General features: G+C 66.5%; 18 protein-coding genes. 9 read left to right on the forward strand and 9 right to left on the reverse strand.

The window, feature by feature from the left end; all coding sequences use genetic code 11:
• The first annotated feature begins 172 nt into the window (after positions 1-172).
• The gene (locus AC07NT_RS10110) at positions 173-310 is read left to right on the forward strand and encodes a lmo0937 family membrane protein (RefSeq protein WP_498599155.1); all 138 of its coding nucleotides are present in this window, start codon (positions 173-175) and stop codon (positions 308-310) included.
• Positions 311-322: 12 nt separating this feature from the next.
• On the opposite strand, the gene AC07NT_RS10115 is transcribed toward AC07NT_RS10110, so the two are convergent.
• A complete protein-coding gene (locus AC07NT_RS10115) occupies positions 323-712 on the reverse strand; it encodes a GreA/GreB family elongation factor (RefSeq protein WP_498599154.1) in 390 nt (129 codons plus the stop codon).
• Positions 713-1,078: 366 nt separating this feature from the next.
• Here AC07NT_RS10115 and AC07NT_RS10120 point away from each other — a divergent pair, with 366 nt between their 5' ends.
• Positions 1,079-2,326 (forward strand): Hsp70 family protein, encoded by a 1,248-nt coding sequence (locus AC07NT_RS10120; protein ID WP_498599153.1) that lies wholly within the window; start codon positions 1,079-1,081, stop codon positions 2,324-2,326.
• Here AC07NT_RS10120 and AC07NT_RS10125 read toward each other — a convergent pair.
• Positions 2,323-3,807, reverse strand: a complete 1,485-nt coding sequence (locus AC07NT_RS10125; RefSeq protein WP_498599152.1) for a sensor domain-containing diguanylate cyclase — start codon at positions 3,805-3,807, stop codon at positions 2,323-2,325. The two genes, AC07NT_RS10120 and AC07NT_RS10125, sit on opposite strands and share 4 nt — an antisense overlap.
• Positions 3,808-4,064: 257 nt before the next feature.
• Positions 4,065-4,214, reverse strand: coding sequence for a DUF805 domain-containing protein (locus AC07NT_RS10130; protein ID WP_498599151.1), 150 nt, complete (start codon positions 4,212-4,214; stop codon positions 4,065-4,067).
• A 118-nt stretch (positions 4,215-4,332) separates the two neighbouring features.
• Between AC07NT_RS10130 and AC07NT_RS10135 the strand changes: the two genes are divergently transcribed.
• The 5 genes from AC07NT_RS10135 to AC07NT_RS10155 all read left to right on the forward strand — a co-directional run bounded on the left by AC07NT_RS10135 (position 4,333) and on the right by AC07NT_RS10155 (position 8,427).
• Positions 4,333-5,454, forward strand: a complete 1,122-nt coding sequence (locus tag AC07NT_RS10135) for a DNA alkylation repair protein (RefSeq protein ID WP_498599150.1) — start codon at positions 4,333-4,335, stop codon at positions 5,452-5,454.
• A 61-nt stretch (positions 5,455-5,515) separates the two neighbouring features.
• Positions 5,516-5,830, forward strand: a complete 315-nt coding sequence (locus AC07NT_RS10140) for an ArsR/SmtB family transcription factor (protein WP_498599149.1) — start codon at positions 5,516-5,518, stop codon at positions 5,828-5,830.
• 2 nt (positions 5,831-5,832) lie between these two features.
• Positions 5,833-6,297 carry an SRPBCC family protein gene (locus AC07NT_RS10145; RefSeq protein WP_498599148.1) on the forward strand — a complete coding sequence of 155 codons (465 nt, stop codon included), beginning with the start codon at positions 5,833-5,835 and terminating at the stop codon, positions 6,295-6,297.
• 14 nt (positions 6,298-6,311) lie between these two features.
• Positions 6,312-6,728 (forward strand): GFA family protein, encoded by a 417-nt coding sequence (locus AC07NT_RS10150; protein WP_498599147.1) that lies wholly within the window; start codon positions 6,312-6,314, stop codon positions 6,726-6,728.
• A 127-nt stretch (positions 6,729-6,855) separates the two neighbouring features.
• Positions 6,856-8,427: an EAL domain-containing protein gene (locus tag AC07NT_RS10155; protein WP_498599146.1), complete on the forward strand. Its 1,572-nt coding sequence runs from the start codon at positions 6,856-6,858 to the stop codon at positions 8,425-8,427.
• A gap of 2 nt (positions 8,428-8,429) precedes the next feature.
• Here the strand turns inward: AC07NT_RS10155 and AC07NT_RS10160 are convergent, their stop codons facing one another.
• Positions 8,430-8,912, reverse strand: coding sequence for a DUF2798 domain-containing protein (locus tag AC07NT_RS10160; RefSeq protein ID WP_498599145.1), 483 nt, complete (start codon positions 8,910-8,912; stop codon positions 8,430-8,432).
• Positions 8,913-8,979: 67 nt separating this feature from the next.
• Between AC07NT_RS10160 and AC07NT_RS10165 the strand changes: the two genes are divergently transcribed.
• On the forward strand, positions 8,980-9,450 hold the full coding sequence (locus AC07NT_RS10165; RefSeq protein WP_498599144.1) for a MarR family winged helix-turn-helix transcriptional regulator: 471 nt from the start codon (positions 8,980-8,982) through the stop codon (positions 9,448-9,450).
• A gap of 3 nt (positions 9,451-9,453) precedes the next feature.
• Here the strand turns inward: AC07NT_RS10165 and AC07NT_RS10170 are convergent, their stop codons facing one another.
• The 4 genes from AC07NT_RS10170 to modA all read right to left on the reverse strand — a co-directional run bounded on the left by AC07NT_RS10170 (position 9,454) and on the right by modA (position 12,861).
• Positions 9,454-10,134: a hypothetical protein gene (locus AC07NT_RS10170; RefSeq protein WP_498599143.1), complete on the reverse strand. Its 681-nt coding sequence runs from the start codon at positions 10,132-10,134 to the stop codon at positions 9,454-9,456.
• A gap of 176 nt (positions 10,135-10,310) precedes the next feature.
• The gene (modC, locus tag AC07NT_RS10175) at positions 10,311-11,396 is read right to left on the reverse strand and encodes a molybdenum ABC transporter ATP-binding protein (protein ID WP_498599142.1); all 1,086 of its coding nucleotides are present in this window, start codon (positions 11,394-11,396) and stop codon (positions 10,311-10,313) included.
• Positions 11,393-12,076: a molybdate ABC transporter permease subunit gene (gene modB / locus AC07NT_RS10180; RefSeq protein ID WP_498599141.1), complete on the reverse strand. Its 684-nt coding sequence runs from the start codon at positions 12,074-12,076 to the stop codon at positions 11,393-11,395. Before modB ends, modC begins: the two co-directional genes overlap by 4 nt.
• 29 nt (positions 12,077-12,105) lie before the next feature.
• Positions 12,106-12,861 carry a molybdate ABC transporter substrate-binding protein gene (modA, locus tag AC07NT_RS10185; protein ID WP_498599140.1) on the reverse strand — a complete coding sequence of 252 codons (756 nt, stop codon included), beginning with the start codon at positions 12,859-12,861 and terminating at the stop codon, positions 12,106-12,108.
• Between the two features lie 88 nt (positions 12,862-12,949).
• Here modA and AC07NT_RS10190 point away from each other — a divergent pair, with 88 nt between their 5' ends.
• A complete protein-coding gene (locus AC07NT_RS10190; RefSeq protein ID WP_498599139.1) occupies positions 12,950-13,708 on the forward strand; it encodes a TOBE domain-containing protein in 759 nt (252 codons plus the stop codon).
• 21 nt (positions 13,709-13,729) lie between these two features.
• On the opposite strand, the gene AC07NT_RS10195 is transcribed toward AC07NT_RS10190, so the two are convergent.
• The gene (locus tag AC07NT_RS10195) at positions 13,730-14,770 is read right to left on the reverse strand and encodes a DMT family transporter (protein WP_498599138.1); all 1,041 of its coding nucleotides are present in this window, start codon (positions 14,768-14,770) and stop codon (positions 13,730-13,732) included.
• Positions 14,771-14,805: the final 35 nt, after the last annotated feature.

Here is a 14,805-nt window from a genome sequence, read left to right on the forward strand (position 1 = left end):
GGGGATCCGGGACGCTGAGCTCACCTTCTCCCCCACATCTCCGGCACCAACAGCAAACCCCGCCTTGGCGGGGTTTGCTGTTTGAGGGGTAGCGGCTTCAACGGGACCTGCGCGTGCTATCGCCTTGACAGCACCACCCGCGGGGAACACCATGGGTCACTGAAGGAAAACCATGCTTGAAACTGTTGCAGTCGTTCTGATCGTCCTGTGGTTGCTGGGCCTGGTGTCCTCGTACACCATGGGCGGCTTCATCCACATCCTGCTGGTGATCGCCGTCGTGGTGGTCCTGCTGCGCATCATTCGCCGCTGAGCCGACCGCACATCAGCTGACGTAGTCGCCCGCGGCTTCGGGCTGGAAGAGGATGGCCGCCACTTCAGCGCAGCGCTCCTCACCATGCGGCAGACGCCAACGGGCCATATCACCCAGGCGCAGGCCCAGCAGGGCTGCGCCTATGGGCGAGAGCACCGAAACCCAACCCAGCGCCGGATCGGTATCACGGGGGTAGCACAGCGTGAGCTTTTGCCGCTGGCCGGAATCGAGCACCACGATCTCCACCTGCGAGTACATGGTGACGATATCGGGTGCGATCTCTCGCGAAGGTACGAGGTGGGCTGCACCCAGTTCTGCAGGCAGGGGTTTGCCATAGAGGCTGGACAGGCGGGCGAAGTCGAGTTCGGTGAGCTGGCGTTCAGCACTGGGGTTGGAATACATGCAACATCTCCATCAGGGGCGCGCCGCTGCACCAGATGCACAGGGGCGCGATCGCGCTGGGTGGGGGCCCGGCGATGGATGGTTTGCGCAGAAAAAGTGAAAAAGTTATCGCCGGGCTGAGGAATGTGCGACCGGCTTGCGGGGCCAGGTCTTGCACACAGCGGCGCACCACTCCCCGCACGGGCAACGCATGGCGCTCATGGACTCGGGAGTGAAGGTGACGGGCATGGGAAACACTGCGGTATCTTTCAGAGCGGCGATGGTAGCAGCGCGGAGATATCGCACCAAACTGCGCGGGATTGGCAATGGCACAATCCCCGCTCCTTTTCAGACTGCCAGCAGTCCCCTGCCCTCACACCTCCCTTCATGGCTCTCCTCGGCACCCTCGGCATCGACTTCGGCACCTCCAATTCCGCCATGGCCTGGGCCGAGCCCGGGGGCACGGCGCGCCTGATCGCATTGGAGGGTGCGGCCACGGCCATGCCCACCGCCGTGTTCTACAACCACGAAGACCTCAGCACGCACTTCGGGCGCGACGCGGTGACGCAATACCTGGAGGGCACCGAGGGGCGGCTGATGCGTTCGCTCAAGAGTCTGCTGGGCAGCCCGCTGCTGCTGGAGACCACGGTGGTCAACAACCGACAGATCAGCTTCCAGGACATCATCGCCACCTTTCTCGCCACGCTGCGCGAACGCGCCACCCTGGCCCTGGGCGCGGCGCCCACGCGTGTGGTGATGGGCCGGCCCGTGCACTTCGTGGACGACGATGCCGAGCGCGATGCACTGGCCCAGGCCTCGCTGCTGCAGGCCGCGCAGACCGTGGGTTTCAAGGAGGTGTCTTTCCAGCTGGAGCCGATCGCCGCGGCACTGGACTACGAGCGCCGACTGAGCCAGGAAAGCACGGTGCTGGTGGTGGACCTGGGCGGCGGCACTTCGGACTTCACCGTGGTGCGGCTGGGGCCGGACCACATCAAAAACAAGGATCGCTCAACCGATGTGCTGGCCACCACGGGTGTGCACATCGGCGGCACGGACTTCGACCACAAGCTCAGCCTGGAACAGGTGATGCCCCTGCTGGGCTACCGCCACATCGGCCCCGAAGGGCGCGAAGTGCCCAGCCGCATCTTCTTCGACCTCTCCACCTGGCACCTGATCCACTGGCTGTACCAGCCCCGCGCCCTCGCGCAGGCCCAGGCCCTGTGGACCAACTACGCCGACATCAAGCTGCACCAGCGCCTGATGCGTGTGCTGACGGAGCGCCACGGCCACCGCATCGCCCACGAGGTGGAACAGGCCAAGATCCGCTGCTCGCAGGCGGACGCCGACGCGGCCATGGACCTGTCCGATATCGAAGCCGGTCTGGCTGCGCAGATGACCGTGGCCGGCATGCAGGAACACCTGCACACCTTGCTGGAACGCACCGTGGCCTGCGCGCGCGAGTGTGTGCGCAAGGCCGGCGTGAGCGACAGCTCACTCAGCGCCATCTACCTCACCGGTGGCTCCTCGGCCCTGCGGCCGTTCCAGCGCGCGCTGCAGACGGAGTTCGCGGGGGTGCCGCTGGTGGAGGGCGATCTGTTTGGCGGGGTGGCTTCCGGCTTGGCCTACGCCACCTAGGCCTGGTGCAACTGCAGAGGCGCGGGCCCTGTGGGGGCCTCGCGCGGGGCCGGGGTAGCGGCGTCGGCATAGACCACCCGGTTGCGGCCGCCGCTCTTGGCCTGGTAGAGGGCGGCGTCGGCAGCAGCCAGGAGGGGTTCGACGGCGGTCGGGCTGCCGGGTTTGGCCACCGAGACGCCCACGCTCACACTGACATAAGGGCCGGTGCTGCAACGGGCATGGGGCAACTGGCAGCGCAGCACGGTGTTGCGCAGGGTTTCGGCCAGATGCACGGCGCCGAGCTGTTCGGTGTCGGGCAGGATCAGGGCGAATTCTTCGCCGCCGTAGCGCGCTGCCAGGTCCGAGGGCCGGCGGCAACAGGAGCGCAGCGCCGCTGCGACCTGCGTGAGGCAATCGTCTCCGGCCTGGTGACCATAAAGGTCGTTGTAGGCCTTGAAGTGGTCTACGTCGATCAACACCAGGGCCAGGCAACGCCCGTGGCGCGCCGCAATGGCACGCTGCTCCAGCAAGTATTTGTCGAAGGAACGGCGGTTGGCCAACTGGGTCAGACCATCCTGCATGGAGATCTTCCAGAGCAGGTCATTGGCGGTGCGCAATTCGGCCGAGGTGCGCATCATGCGCATATAACTGCGCGCCTGTTCGCCGAGCAAGACGACAAGCAGGAAACAGGCCGCCAGCAGCCCGTAGGCGCGCCCGGCGTACCAGCCCAGGTCGTAACGCCCCGCATTGAAGACCGCGGCCAGCGCCACGTCGAAGATCCAGACACACATGACCACCAGCACCCACACATCGAGCGCGGTATGTGGCTTGCTGCGCCAGAGCAGCGCCAGCGCTGCGACACTCAGCAGCCAGGTGCCGGTCAGCCAGCGGAAACCGCCAGGGGTGACGCGGTCTCCGTCCACCACCACAGGCAGATGGTCGTGCCCCAGCACAGCCCAGAGCAGGCCCGCGCCCACCAGGCTCAGCACCAGCGCTACGGACGCGAGCATCGGGTACGGCGCGGGTGGCAGCCGGGCCGAAGACAAGGACAAGGGCGGTGCGCGCTTGTACAGGGCGTAGAGCATCACCATCAGCGGGAAACCCGCGTGCCAGTAGATGTACATGAACGAGGTGGTCTGTGGCCCCGAACCCAGCAGGCCCGTGGGCGCGAAGAGGCCCGGAAAGACCAGCGCAAAACCCAGGGTGCTCAGGGCCGTGAACAGGTAGGCCGAGGCCAGGATCAGCAAGCCGCGCGCGCGCATGGCGTAGTACTGGCCGTAGAGCATCACGGCGGTGATCAGATCGCTGATGACCAGGGCAGTGACATAGATGGGCACAAAGGCCGGGTAACGGCTGAGCTGCATGCTGGCATTTGGCAGCACCAGCGCAAGAAAGCCAGCCGAGAGCAGCGCGGTCATCCAGGCAAACCGGTACTCGGCCGGCCCTGCCGCGTGGATGAGCAAGTGCGGGTGCTGTGCCTGCTCGTTATGCGGGGTGTCCATGGACAGGGCATTTTCGATACAGGCTGCCGACATACAACCTGAGCATCCACCTGCCCTGAACCTGCGAGGATAAAGTCTCTACCCGACGTAACACCCGGGGGGTGTTGCGCAACGTGGGCTGGTGAGGAATTGGCTCGCGCATGGCCTTCTTTTGTGTTTTCACCGTCCCTTACTGTGCGCCTTGGGTGTCAATAGAGGCCAAGGGTATACCCTTGATCCATTTGGCCTATTGCCACATCGGACGGGGCGCTTGTGATTCACGCTGCGGCGGTGCTGACCGGAACGCTGTCCTCGATGAGCAAGGCGATCGGCACAAGAAAGCGGAGAAAGGGCAGCGCCCCCATCAGTTGCCACCGGCCGGATTTTCCTGTGTCGTGCAACCGGCGAGTCGCGGCGACCCCAGCCAATGTGCGGCAGATGCAGGGCGAACAGCAGCGCGGGACGCCAGACCCCCAGGACCGGGGGTGGCATCATCTCCGAAATGCCTGTGCTGGCAACAACCGTCCTGCAAACCGCACCCGCCCCATGTCTACAGAACAAGAATCCGCACCGCTGCTCAAAGAACTGCTGAACGCCAAGGTGATGGCCGGGATCGGCCGCGTGGCAGCGCAGGTGCACCCTGCGTTTGACGAGCGGGCCTATCTGGCCATGGCGCGCAAGGACCTGGATGCGCTGTCCATCATGCAGCGCATGAGCCGCGCTGCGGACAGCCTGCGCGCGCACCTGCCGGCGGACTACCCCCAGGCCCTGAAGATCGTGCGCAAGATGGCACCGCTGCTGCCCGGCGGCTTTGCCGATATGGTGCTGCCCGAGTTCGTGGGCCGGCACGGGCTGGAACACTTCGAGCTCTCGCTGGAGGCTCTGCGCGAGCTCACGCCCTACAGCAGCGCGGAGTTCGCTATCCGCCCCTATATCGCGCGGGACCCGGAGGCCGTGCTGGCCCTGGCCCTGCGCTGGGCCGAGGACAGCAACGAACACGTGCGCCGCCTGGCCAGCGAAGGCACGCGCCCTCGCCTGCCCTGGGCCCGGCGCCTGCCGCTGCTGGCGGCCGAGCCGCAGCGCGCGCGACCCATCCTGGAAAAACTCCGGGCCGACCCGAGCGACTATGTGCGCCGCTCGGTGGCCAACCACCTCAACGACATGGCCAAGGACCACCCCGACTGGGTGCTGGCGCTGCTGGAGGGCTGGCCTCGCGAGCAGGCCGAAACGCAATGGATCGTCAAGCACGCACTGCGCAACCTGATCAAGGCCGGCCACCCGCGTGCGCTCCAGCTCATAGGCGTCGCGCGGGGAGCCAAGGTGGAGCTGACCTCTTTCGAGGTGAGCCCGACCACGCTGCGCCTGGGGCAGACGCTGCAGCTGAACGCGGCACTGCGCTCCGCCACGCGACAGGCGCAGAAGCTGGTGATCGACTACGCCATCCACTACGTGAAGAAAAACGGCGAGACCAGCCGCAAGGTCTTCAAGCTGCGCACGCTGGAACTCGCAGGCGGCGCCGAACTGGCACTGGAGAAGAAGCAGACTGTCACGAACTTCACCACGCGCGTGCACTACCCGGGGCGGCACGCGGTGGAACTGCTGGTGAACGGCCTGACGGTGGCGCAAGGCCACTTCGATCTGAAAAAGCCCAAGACCCAGGACGTTTGATGCGTCATTTGACATGCAGGTATTTACCTGCATATAATTCCCTCACGCACCCACACAACGAATGGACGCAGACAAGGTTTTCAAGGCACTGGGCGATCCGACACGCAGAAAGCTGCTCGACCTGCTCTGTGAAAAAAACGGGCAGACCCTGAGCGAGCTCTGTGAACAGCTGGACATGGCGCGGCAATCGGCCACCCAGCATATCGGGCTGCTCGAGGCAGCCAATCTGGTGAGCACGGTCTGGCGTGGCCGGGAGAAGCTGCATTTCATCAACCCGGTGCCGCTGCACGAGGTCTACGAGCGGTGGGTGCGCAAATTCGAACGTCAGCGGCTCAGCCTGCTGCACGACCTGAAAAAGGAACTCGAAGGAGAGTGACGATGAGCAAAGAGAAGACCAGCTTCGTTTATGTGACCTACATCCGCTCGACGCCGGAAAAGGTGTTCGAGGCCATCACGAAGCCCGAGATCGCGCGGCGCTACTGGGGCCACGAGAACGTCTCCGACTGGAAGCCCGGTTCAAGCTGGGAGCATGTACGCGCCAACGAGCAACGCTCGGTCAATGTGGTGGGCAAAGTGATTGAGGTCGTGCCGCCGACGCGCCTGGTCATCAGCTGGGCCAGCCCCTCGCAGGCCGCCGATCCGAATGCCTACAGCCGCGTGAGTTTCGACGTGTCCGCGTACGAGGACATGGTGAAGCTGACCGTCACCCACGATGAACTCGAGGCCGGCAGCGGCATGGCCAAGGGCATCCAGCAGGGCTGGCCTATCGTGCTGTCCAGCCTGAAGTCTCTGCTGGAAACCGGGCAAGGCATCGACGTCTTCGCCAAACCGAAGACGGCCTGAACCGGGAGTTGCTCATGACCCAGCCCTACACCGGCGGATGCGCGTGCGGCGCGATTCGCTACGCCACCCAGCACGCGCCCGTTTTCCAGAACCACTGCCAGTGTCGCGACTGCCAACGACGCAGCGGCACCGGGCACGGCTCCTGGCTGACCTTTCCCGCGCGCGCCGAAATGGCGATCACCGGCGAGGCCAGGCACTGGGAGGTGGCGGGCGACAGCGGCAATGTGAAGGTCCACGCTTTCTGCCCGGTCTGCGGAACACCGGTCTACCTGCGCTTTGCCGCCATGCCGGACCTGATCGCGGTCCCGGCGACCAGCCTGGACGAGCCGGGCCGTTTCTCGCCGCAGGTGCTCACCTACAGCGTGCGCGGGCTGGCTTGGGACACCATCGATCCATCCTTGCCAGCCGTCGAGCGGATGCCGCCCGGCTGAGGATCGGCGCGCAAGCCTCGCCCCTGTTACACAGTGGGCGCGTTCCGCAAGGTGGTCATGCTTGCGGATTCATGCTACAACGGCCCCTGCAGAGCGACATACCTAGAACAACTCTCAGGGAGACTGCATGAGGCGGATGGTTGTCCTGACGCTGGCCTACGGCATGGGTTTGCTGGCATTTGTCGCGCCCATCGTCGTCTCGCTCATGCTGTCCGACCGGCAGAGCCGCCTGGCGCAGGAAGAACGCGCCTATGCGATCGCCACAGAGGTCCTGCGCGACAACGTCACCATCTCCGACCAGATCATCAGCGTGGTCCAGAAACTGGAAGCCACCAGCGCCGCCGATCCCTGCTCCGACGCCAACATCGCGCTGATGCGCGAGCTGATGCTCACCTCCAGCCGCCTGCACGTGGTGGGTTACGTCGCCAACAACCGGCTGATGTGTTCGTCCCTGGGCCGGCACGACAAGGGACTGGACCTGGGGCCGCCCGATTTCCTGAGCATCTTCGGCTACTACGTGCGCAAGGACGTGAAGCTGCCCCTGAGCGCCACCAGCACCTTCCGCGTGAGCACGTCGGCCAAGAGCGGCTACGCCGCGTTTGCCCACGTCGAGCTTGCCTCCACCATGACGCTGGACGACCCGGACCTGGCCGTGGGCCTGGTGGGCCTGCGCAGCAAACAGCTGCTCTTCCAGCACGGCGTCTGGCAGCCGCAGTGGCTGAACAACCTGGGCCAGGACCTGCAGGCGATCTGGGTGGACCAGGATTACGTCGTGGCGATGAAACGCTCTGCGGCCTACAACTACGCCGCCTATGCGGCCATCCCGGTCAAGGTCATCGCCCAGCGAGGCCGGCAGCACATGCTGTGGATGCTGCCGATAGGCACCATCGCCGGCATCATCCTGGTGCTGTGCATCTACTTCGGGACCCTGCAGCAGATCGGCATGCCGGCCCAGTTGCGACACGGACTGAGGACCGGGGAACTCTTTCTGTTGTACCAACCCATCGTGGACCTGCGCGATGGCCACTGGGTGGGCGCCGAGGCACTGCTGCGCTGGCAACAACGTGACGGAACGATGGTGAGCCCCGACCTCTTCATCCCCATGGCCGAGCGACGTGGCATGGCCCAGGCCCTGACCGCCTACGTGTTGAAGACCTTCGCGCGCGACGCCTCGGCCCTGCTGTTGGCCCGCCCGGAGTTTTTCATCAGCCTGAACTTCGCGCCCGTCGATCTTGAAGACCCGGCCAATGTGGAACGGCTGGGCAGCACGGTGCGCGACATGGGCATACGCGCGGACAATGTGCACGTGGAGGCGACCGAGCGCGTGTTCATGAACGCAGAGACGGCCAAACACAATCTGCGCGACCTGCGCAAGATGGGCTTCCATGTGGCCATCGACGATTTCGGCACCGGTTACTCCAGCCTGTCCTACCTGACCTCGCTGGAGGTGGACTATCTGAAAATCGACAAGAGTTTTGTCAGCAGCATAGGCACGGGCTCGGCCACCTCGCACGTGGTGTTCCACATCATCGACATGGCCCGCTCACTGCATCTGCGCATGATTGCCGAAGGCGTGGAAACCCAGGCCCAGGCCGACTACCTGCGTGAACACGGCGTGCCCTACGCCCAGGGTTGGCTCTATGCCAGGCCCATGCCCATCAGCGCCCTGACCGAACAGCTGGCGACAAGGTCCGCCTGATTTCAGGCCTGCGCGGCCTGCATCATGCGCTGCAGCCGGGGCTTCACGTAAAAAGCCATGAAGAAACCGATCAGCACGCCTACGGGCAGGGAGCGGCTGAAGGCCGTCCACCAGTAGTGGCCCATGCCGCTGCCCCAGGGGCTGTTGATGAGGGTGACCGCGAGGGCCAGCACGCTTTCGATGGTGAAGGCCGTCAGCAGGGACACGATGATCTTTCGTGCGAAGCCGTGCATGGCGGGAAAGAGCCGGAGCACCAGGCGCTCCAGCGGGCCCAGGCTGGCCAGCACCAGGGGCAGGATGACCAGGCTGCTGCAGAAGCTGCGCAACCAGGTGGGAAGATAGGCCGCGCCAAAACCCACGTTGGCCCAGGTCATGAAGGCGCTGAGGACCAACGCCACCGAGGGCATGATGATCAGCGGGGGCAGGAGCTTGCGCAGGGTGCGCACCGGGGCGGCAGGAGGGGCGACGGGACGGGTGGTGTTCATGGCGGCCTGAATAGTTGACAATAGCAACATTGTAGCAGATGGTTGACTTTATCAACCTTCAACGACCATGAGCAAACCCAGCCGCCGCGACACCGATTCAGCCCTGGCCATCTTTCAGGCTTTCATGACCCTGTTCGGCAGCGTGCGGCAGGTGATGAAGGACCGCATGCAGGCGGACGACGGGCACGCCCTGGGCCCGGTGCACCTGCGCGCCCTCACCCTGTGCCAGCGTCACCCGGGCTGGACCCAGCAGCAGCTGGGCCAGGCCATGGGCCGGGACAAGGGGCAGATCACGCGGCTGATCCGCGAACTGGAGGAACAGGCCTGGCTGGCCCGCACCCCGGACGAGCAGGACCGCCGGGTCTGGCGCCTGAACGTGACACCTACCGGCGAGAAGGAGTGCGCGTGGTTCCTGGCCATCGAGGCCAGCCTGGCCACGGACCTGTTCGGCGGGCTCGGGACCCGTGAACGCGAGGCGTTGGAGCGCTTGATGAACGATCTGCGCGAGCGGATCAGGCCGGCAGCCGACGAGGCGTGAGCCTCAGAGGGAGCCGTATTGCGTGCCACCGGACGCGGGCTGGGACTCCAGAGGCACCAGGTCGGACTGGTACTCAAAATCCCCCAGGTGCAGGGGCGGCGGTTTGACGCCGCGGGCGATGGCCTGCTCGAAGGCGCGCATCTCCTCCGGGCTCACCGGTTCATGGCGGGAACCCGGTCGGCGCGCGAGTACCGGGGTCTGCACTTCAGGGGCAGGCGCTGGCGCGGCTTTGGGCACCACGGTCTTGCCCCCGTCGCCGGGCCGGGCGCCGCGCACGAAGCTGGTGATACCCGGGTGGAAGCGCCAGTAGATTGCATCGATGCGCACGCCGTATTGGGCGAAGGTGCGTTCGGTGAGGAATTTCTCCACCTCGTTCAGGCGCATCACCGTGCCGCCGCGTTTGGCGACAAAACCGGTGGCCACGTCCACGACCACCATGAAGCGGTGCTGCCGCTCGTCCAGGCCCACCGCCTTGAACTTGTACATGCCCGAGATGATTTCCAGCTGCAGCAGGTTTTCGCGCACGGACTGGTAGACCATCTCGCGGCGTACCTGCTTGCGTTCCTCCAGGTTCATGCGCCGCGGCCCGAGGTCCGTGATGGGATCCTCGCCGAAGGGCGTAGAGGGCGCCGCAGGGGGCTTCTGCTTGAAGAGACCGAACATGTTCAGGGCTGGGTTGTACACGAAACACAAAACCAGGGGCCAGAGCCCGTTCACGGTCTCCATGCCCTGGCGGTGTGCCGACGCTTATTCTTCCCTGATATCGGTCACCACCGCAGCACGATACACGTCTTTGCATACCCGGGCCAGGAAAGTTTGTTTCAAGTCATTTCGGGGCCGCCCCCCCAGGCCCGACGCCCCTATTGCACCAGTGCCACCGACTTCACCTGCACCCAGACCGCACGCCCCGGCTGCAGGCCCAGCGCATCCAGGGCCCGGCGCGTGATACGGGCCAGCAGCACCGAGGCCCCACAACGCACCCGCACCAGCACCTGCGAGGGGTGGGCATCGGGTGCGATGGATTCGAGGGTGCCGGGCAGATGGTTCTGGATGCTGGTGTGCTGGGGCTCCACGGTGGTCAGGCTCACGTCGCGGGCCAGCACCCGCAGGCGCACGGCCTGGCCCACGGGCACGCCACTGTCGCGCAGCCAGAGGCTGCCGCCGTCGAAGGCCACGCGCACCAGCTGCCAGTGCGCGTCGCGCTCGGCCACCTTGCCGCCGAGCAGGGCCCCGGCGTCTTCCCCCACCACCACGGGGCTGTCGATGGCCGAGAGCACCTCCTGCACAGGGCCTGAGGCCTTGACGCGGCCGCGTTCGAGCACCACCAGCTGGTCGGCCAGGCGCGCCAGTTCGTCGGCCGAGTGGGTGACATAGAGCATGGGGATGCGCAGTTCGTCGCGCAATCGCTCCAGCCAGGGCAGGATGTCCTGGCGCCGCGCCTGGTCCAGCGCGGCCATGGGTTCGTCCAGCAGCAGCACCTTGGGGGCGGTGGCCAGGGCCCGCGCGATGGCCACGCGCTGGCGCTCGCCACCCGAAAGCTGGTCGGTGCGACGGCGCAGCAGGTCACCTATGCCCAGCAATTGCACGGCGGTGTGCAGGGTGAGTTCGGCGCCGGGCGCGCGGGCGCGCTGCATGCCGTAGCGCAGATTGCCCTGCACATCCAGGTGATCGAACAGGCTGGCTTCCTGGAAGACATACCCCAGGGCGCGGCGGTGGGTGGGCAGGAAGAGGCGCTGCGCATCGTCCTGCCAGACCTCGCCCCCCACCACCACGCGTGCATGGTGGGCGCGCTCCAGACCGGCCACACAACGCAGCACGCTGGTCTTGCCCGAACCGGAGGCGCCGAACAGCACGGTGATGCCGCGCGCGGGCAGCGCCAGGTTGACGTGCAGATCGAAGTCGACCCGCGGCAGCGTGAGGCTGATCTGCAGCTCTTCAACGCTCATAGCAGCACCCGCGTGCTGCGCCGGCGCAGCAGGGCCAGGCTCAGCAGCACGGCAAAGGAGAAGATCACCATGCCGCCGGCCAGCCAGTGGGCCTGGGCGTATTCCATGGCTTCCACATGGCCGTAGATCTGTGTCGAGACCACCCGGGTCTGCCCCGGGATGTTGCCGCCGATCATGAGCACCACGCCGAACTCACCCACGGTGTGCGCAAAACTCAGGATGGCCGCGGTCAGAAAGCCGGCTCGCGCCTGCGGCAGGGCCACGGTGAAGAAGGCGTCCAGCGGGCGGGCACGCAGGGTGGCCGCCACTTCCAGCGGGCGGCTGCCCAGGGACTCGAAGGCGTGTTGCAGGGGCTGCACCGCGAAGGGCAGCGAGTAGATGATGGAGCCGATCAGCAGGCCCGTGAAGGTGAAGGACAGCAGGCCCCAGCCCAGGGCTTGCGTGAGCTGGCCCAGCGGCCCCTGCGGGCCCATGGCCACCAGCAGGTAGAAACCCAGCACCGAGGGCGGCAGCACCAGCGGCAGCGTGACCAGGGCGCTGACGGGCGCACGCCAGCGTGACCGCGTCTGCGCCAGCCACCAGGCCAGCGGCGTGGCCAGCAGCAGCAGGAGCACGGTGGTGAGCGCGGCCAGCTCCAGGGTGAGCCAGACGGCCTGCAGGGCTTGGGAACTGAGGGGCATCTCCGGGCTACAGACCAGGGCCTGTCACGCTATTTCTGCACATCCTGGAGATCGTAGCCGTAAGAGCGGACGATGGCACGCGCCTTCTCGCCGCGCAGGTACTGCAGCAGGGCGGCAGCGGCCGGGTTGTCCTTGCCCTTGGCGAGCAGCAGCGCATCCTGCCGGATGGGCGTGTGCAGGTCGGCCGGCACCAGCCAGGCCGAGCCCTGCAGACGGCCGTCGGCCAGCACCTGTGAGTAGGCGACAAAACCCAGCGGCGCGTTTTCCGTGGCGACGTATTGGTAGGCCTGCGCGATGTTCTCGCCCTGCACGAACTTCGGCCGCAGCGCTTCCAGCAGGCCCAGCCGGGTCAATGTCTCGATGGCGGCCAGGCCGTAGGGGGCCAGCCTGGGGTCGGCCAGGGCGAGCTTGTCGAATTTGCCGGCCTTCAGCACCTCGCCCTTGTCGTCCACCAGGCCGGGCTGCCTGCTCCACAACACGAGGCGGCCAATGGCGTAGGTGAAACGCGTGCCGGCCACGCCCTGCCCCTCCTGTTCCAGCCTGGCCGGCGTTTCGTCATCGGCCGCCAGCAGCACCTGGAAGGGTGCGCCATTCCTGATCTGCGCGTGGAAGCGCCCCGTGGAACCGAAGGCCAGCACGGCCCTGTGGCCGGTGTCGGCCTCGAACAGGGGGGCGATCTTCTGCATGGGTGCGGTGAAGTTGGCCGCCACCGCGACAGACACTTCGGCGGCCTGCGCCGCAGACGAAAGACAGACCAGGGAAAGAACCCAACCCAAGCGTTTCATGCAAGACCTCGCTATTCAGAAAATGAATAGCGAAACTGTAGCATGAAGTCTGCTACGCTATTCACACCATGAATAGCGAAACCACCGCATGAACCGCAAGACATTGCCTCTGGCCGAGGTGCTGGGTTTCGAGGCCAGCGACAAGCGCATCGACATCCTGCGCCGCATCGGGCAGGCGGGCTCCATCTCGGAAGCGGCGCGCGGCGCGGGTGTGAGTTACAAGGCGGCCTGGCAGGCGCTGGAGACATTGGCCAACCTGGCCGGCACCCCGCTGGTGGAAAAGGCCGTGGGCGGCAGTGGCGGTGGCGGCGCGGCGCTGACCCCTGCCGGCCAGCGCGTGCTGGAGGCGGCCGAGGTGCTGGCCCGTGCACGGCAACAGGTGCTGGCGCAGCTCGGCACCGGTGCGGCTGGCACACCGGGGCGCGCCGCCCTGTCCCTGCGCACCAGCATGCGCAACCAGTTTCCCTGCACGGTCGGCGTGATCAAACCGCTGCAGGGGCTGGTGCGCGTACAGCTGCTGCTGGCCGACGGCGCCATGCTCCATGCCCGCATCACGCGCGAGAGCGTGCAGCTGCTGGGCCTGCAGGCCGGCCTGCAGGTGCTGGCCCTGTGCAAGGCCACGGCGGTGCAGGTGGCGCAGCGCATCGCGCCCTCCCCCACGCGCAACGTATTGCAGGGGGTGGTGACCCGCGCCTCGCGCGCGGCCGCGGGCGGCGAGGTCGGCCTGCGCCTGGGCAGTGGTGTGCAGTTGGTGGGTTTTGCCGCGGCCGGCCATGGCCTGAAAGCAGGGCAGGCCGCGATGGCCGCGGTGGACGAAGCCGGCGTGGTGATGGCCGCGGCGGGTTGACGCGCCCGGGCCCTCCCGGCCTCAATGCCTGTGACGGTGGTGGATGTCCGGGTAGTGGGGATGCTTGTGCGTTACCGCGGGGTGCTGGTGCCAGTGCGCGTGCGGCTCTTGGCCATCCCAGGCAAAGTCGTGCGGGTGCTGGTGGTGGGCATCGTGCGCATGGGGATGGGCGTGGGCCAAGGGCTCATGGCTGTGCTCGTGTTCGTGGCGCTCCGTCAGATGCAGGTAGACGCCCTGGGCCATCAGCGCTGCCGCCAGCCAGAACGCACCATTCGCCGACTCGCCCAGCAAGACAAAGGACAGGGCCGCACCGATGAAAGGCGCGGTGGCAAAGTAGGCCCCGGTACGCGCCGTGCCCAGGCCGCGCAGCGCCAGCACAAAGAGCGCGAGGCTGCAGCCATAACCCAGCAGACCGACCGCGAGCATGGCAGCGCCGGCCCCCACACCCGGCAAGGCGGCTCCCAGCAACCAGGCCAGCAGCACATTGACGGTACCGGCGATCAGACCCTTGCCGCCGGCAATGAACAGGGCGTCGGATGCGGCTACCCGGCGCGTGAGGTTGTTGTCGATGGCCCAGCACAGGCAGGCCAGCGCGATCAGCAGGGGCCCGGTCCAGTGGGTCCAGCCGGCCTGGGTCCCAGGCCAGGACAGGACGATGCCGCCTGCCACGATGGCCAGCATGCCCAGCACGATACGGCGGTCCGCGCCTTCCTTGAAGACCATCCAGGCCAGCGCGGCAGTGAGCACGGCCTCGAGGTTGAGCAGCAACGAGGCAATGGAGGCGCTGGTCTGGGTCAGGCCGGACAACAAGGCCACCGGCCCCAGCACACCGCCAAAGAAGATGGCACCCAGGAGCCAGGGCCATTCGCCCGCGCCCAGACCCGAGGCCAGCCAGGCACGGTCACGCAGCAACCGCACCAGCGCCAGCCCGACCCCGCTGCCCAGATAAAGCAGGCCCCCCAGCAGGAGCGGCGAGACCTCACCCAGCAGCAGCTTGGCCAGGGGTGTGCTGGCGCCAAACAGCGCAGCCGCCAGCAGGGCGTAGCCTATGTTGCGGTTCATTCCCCGATTCTGAAGCAAACACGGGCGAGGAACGC

Source organism: Hylemonella sp. GW821-FHT10B10, assembly GCF_059415585.1.

What these genes read in the sequence shown, in the direction of transcription:
- AC07NT_RS10110 (WP_498599155.1), top strand. Translation starts at nt 173, where the DNA reads ATGCTTGAAACTGTTGCAGTCGTTCTGATCGTCCTGTGGTTGCTGGGC.
- AC07NT_RS10115 (WP_498599154.1), bottom strand. Translation starts at nt 712, where the DNA reads ATGTATTCCAACCCCAGTGCTGAACGCCAGCTCACCGAACTCGACTTC.
- AC07NT_RS10120 (WP_498599153.1), top strand. Translation starts at nt 1,079, where the DNA reads ATGGCTCTCCTCGGCACCCTCGGCATCGACTTCGGCACCTCCAATTCC.
- AC07NT_RS10125 (WP_498599152.1), bottom strand. Translation starts at nt 3,807, where the DNA reads ATGGACACCCCGCATAACGAGCAGGCACAGCACCCGCACTTGCTCATC.
- AC07NT_RS10135 (WP_498599150.1), top strand. Translation starts at nt 4,333, where the DNA reads ATGTCTACAGAACAAGAATCCGCACCGCTGCTCAAAGAACTGCTGAAC.
- AC07NT_RS10140 (WP_498599149.1), top strand. Translation starts at nt 5,516, where the DNA reads ATGGACGCAGACAAGGTTTTCAAGGCACTGGGCGATCCGACACGCAGA.
- AC07NT_RS10145 (WP_498599148.1), top strand. Translation starts at nt 5,833, where the DNA reads ATGAGCAAAGAGAAGACCAGCTTCGTTTATGTGACCTACATCCGCTCG.
- AC07NT_RS10150 (WP_498599147.1), top strand. Translation starts at nt 6,312, where the DNA reads ATGACCCAGCCCTACACCGGCGGATGCGCGTGCGGCGCGATTCGCTAC.
- AC07NT_RS10155 (WP_498599146.1), top strand. Translation starts at nt 6,856, where the DNA reads ATGAGGCGGATGGTTGTCCTGACGCTGGCCTACGGCATGGGTTTGCTG.
- AC07NT_RS10160 (WP_498599145.1), bottom strand. Translation starts at nt 8,912, where the DNA reads ATGAACACCACCCGTCCCGTCGCCCCTCCTGCCGCCCCGGTGCGCACC.
- AC07NT_RS10165 (WP_498599144.1), top strand. Translation starts at nt 8,980, where the DNA reads ATGAGCAAACCCAGCCGCCGCGACACCGATTCAGCCCTGGCCATCTTT.
- modC (WP_498599142.1), bottom strand. Translation starts at nt 11,396, where the DNA reads ATGAGCGTTGAAGAGCTGCAGATCAGCCTCACGCTGCCGCGGGTCGAC.
- modB (WP_498599141.1), bottom strand. Translation starts at nt 12,076, where the DNA reads ATGCCCCTCAGTTCCCAAGCCCTGCAGGCCGTCTGGCTCACCCTGGAG.
- modA (WP_498599140.1), bottom strand. Translation starts at nt 12,861, where the DNA reads ATGAAACGCTTGGGTTGGGTTCTTTCCCTGGTCTGTCTTTCGTCTGCG.
- AC07NT_RS10190 (WP_498599139.1), top strand. Translation starts at nt 12,950, where the DNA reads ATGAACCGCAAGACATTGCCTCTGGCCGAGGTGCTGGGTTTCGAGGCC.
- AC07NT_RS10195 (WP_498599138.1), bottom strand. Translation starts at nt 14,770, where the DNA reads ATGAACCGCAACATAGGCTACGCCCTGCTGGCGGCTGCGCTGTTTGGC.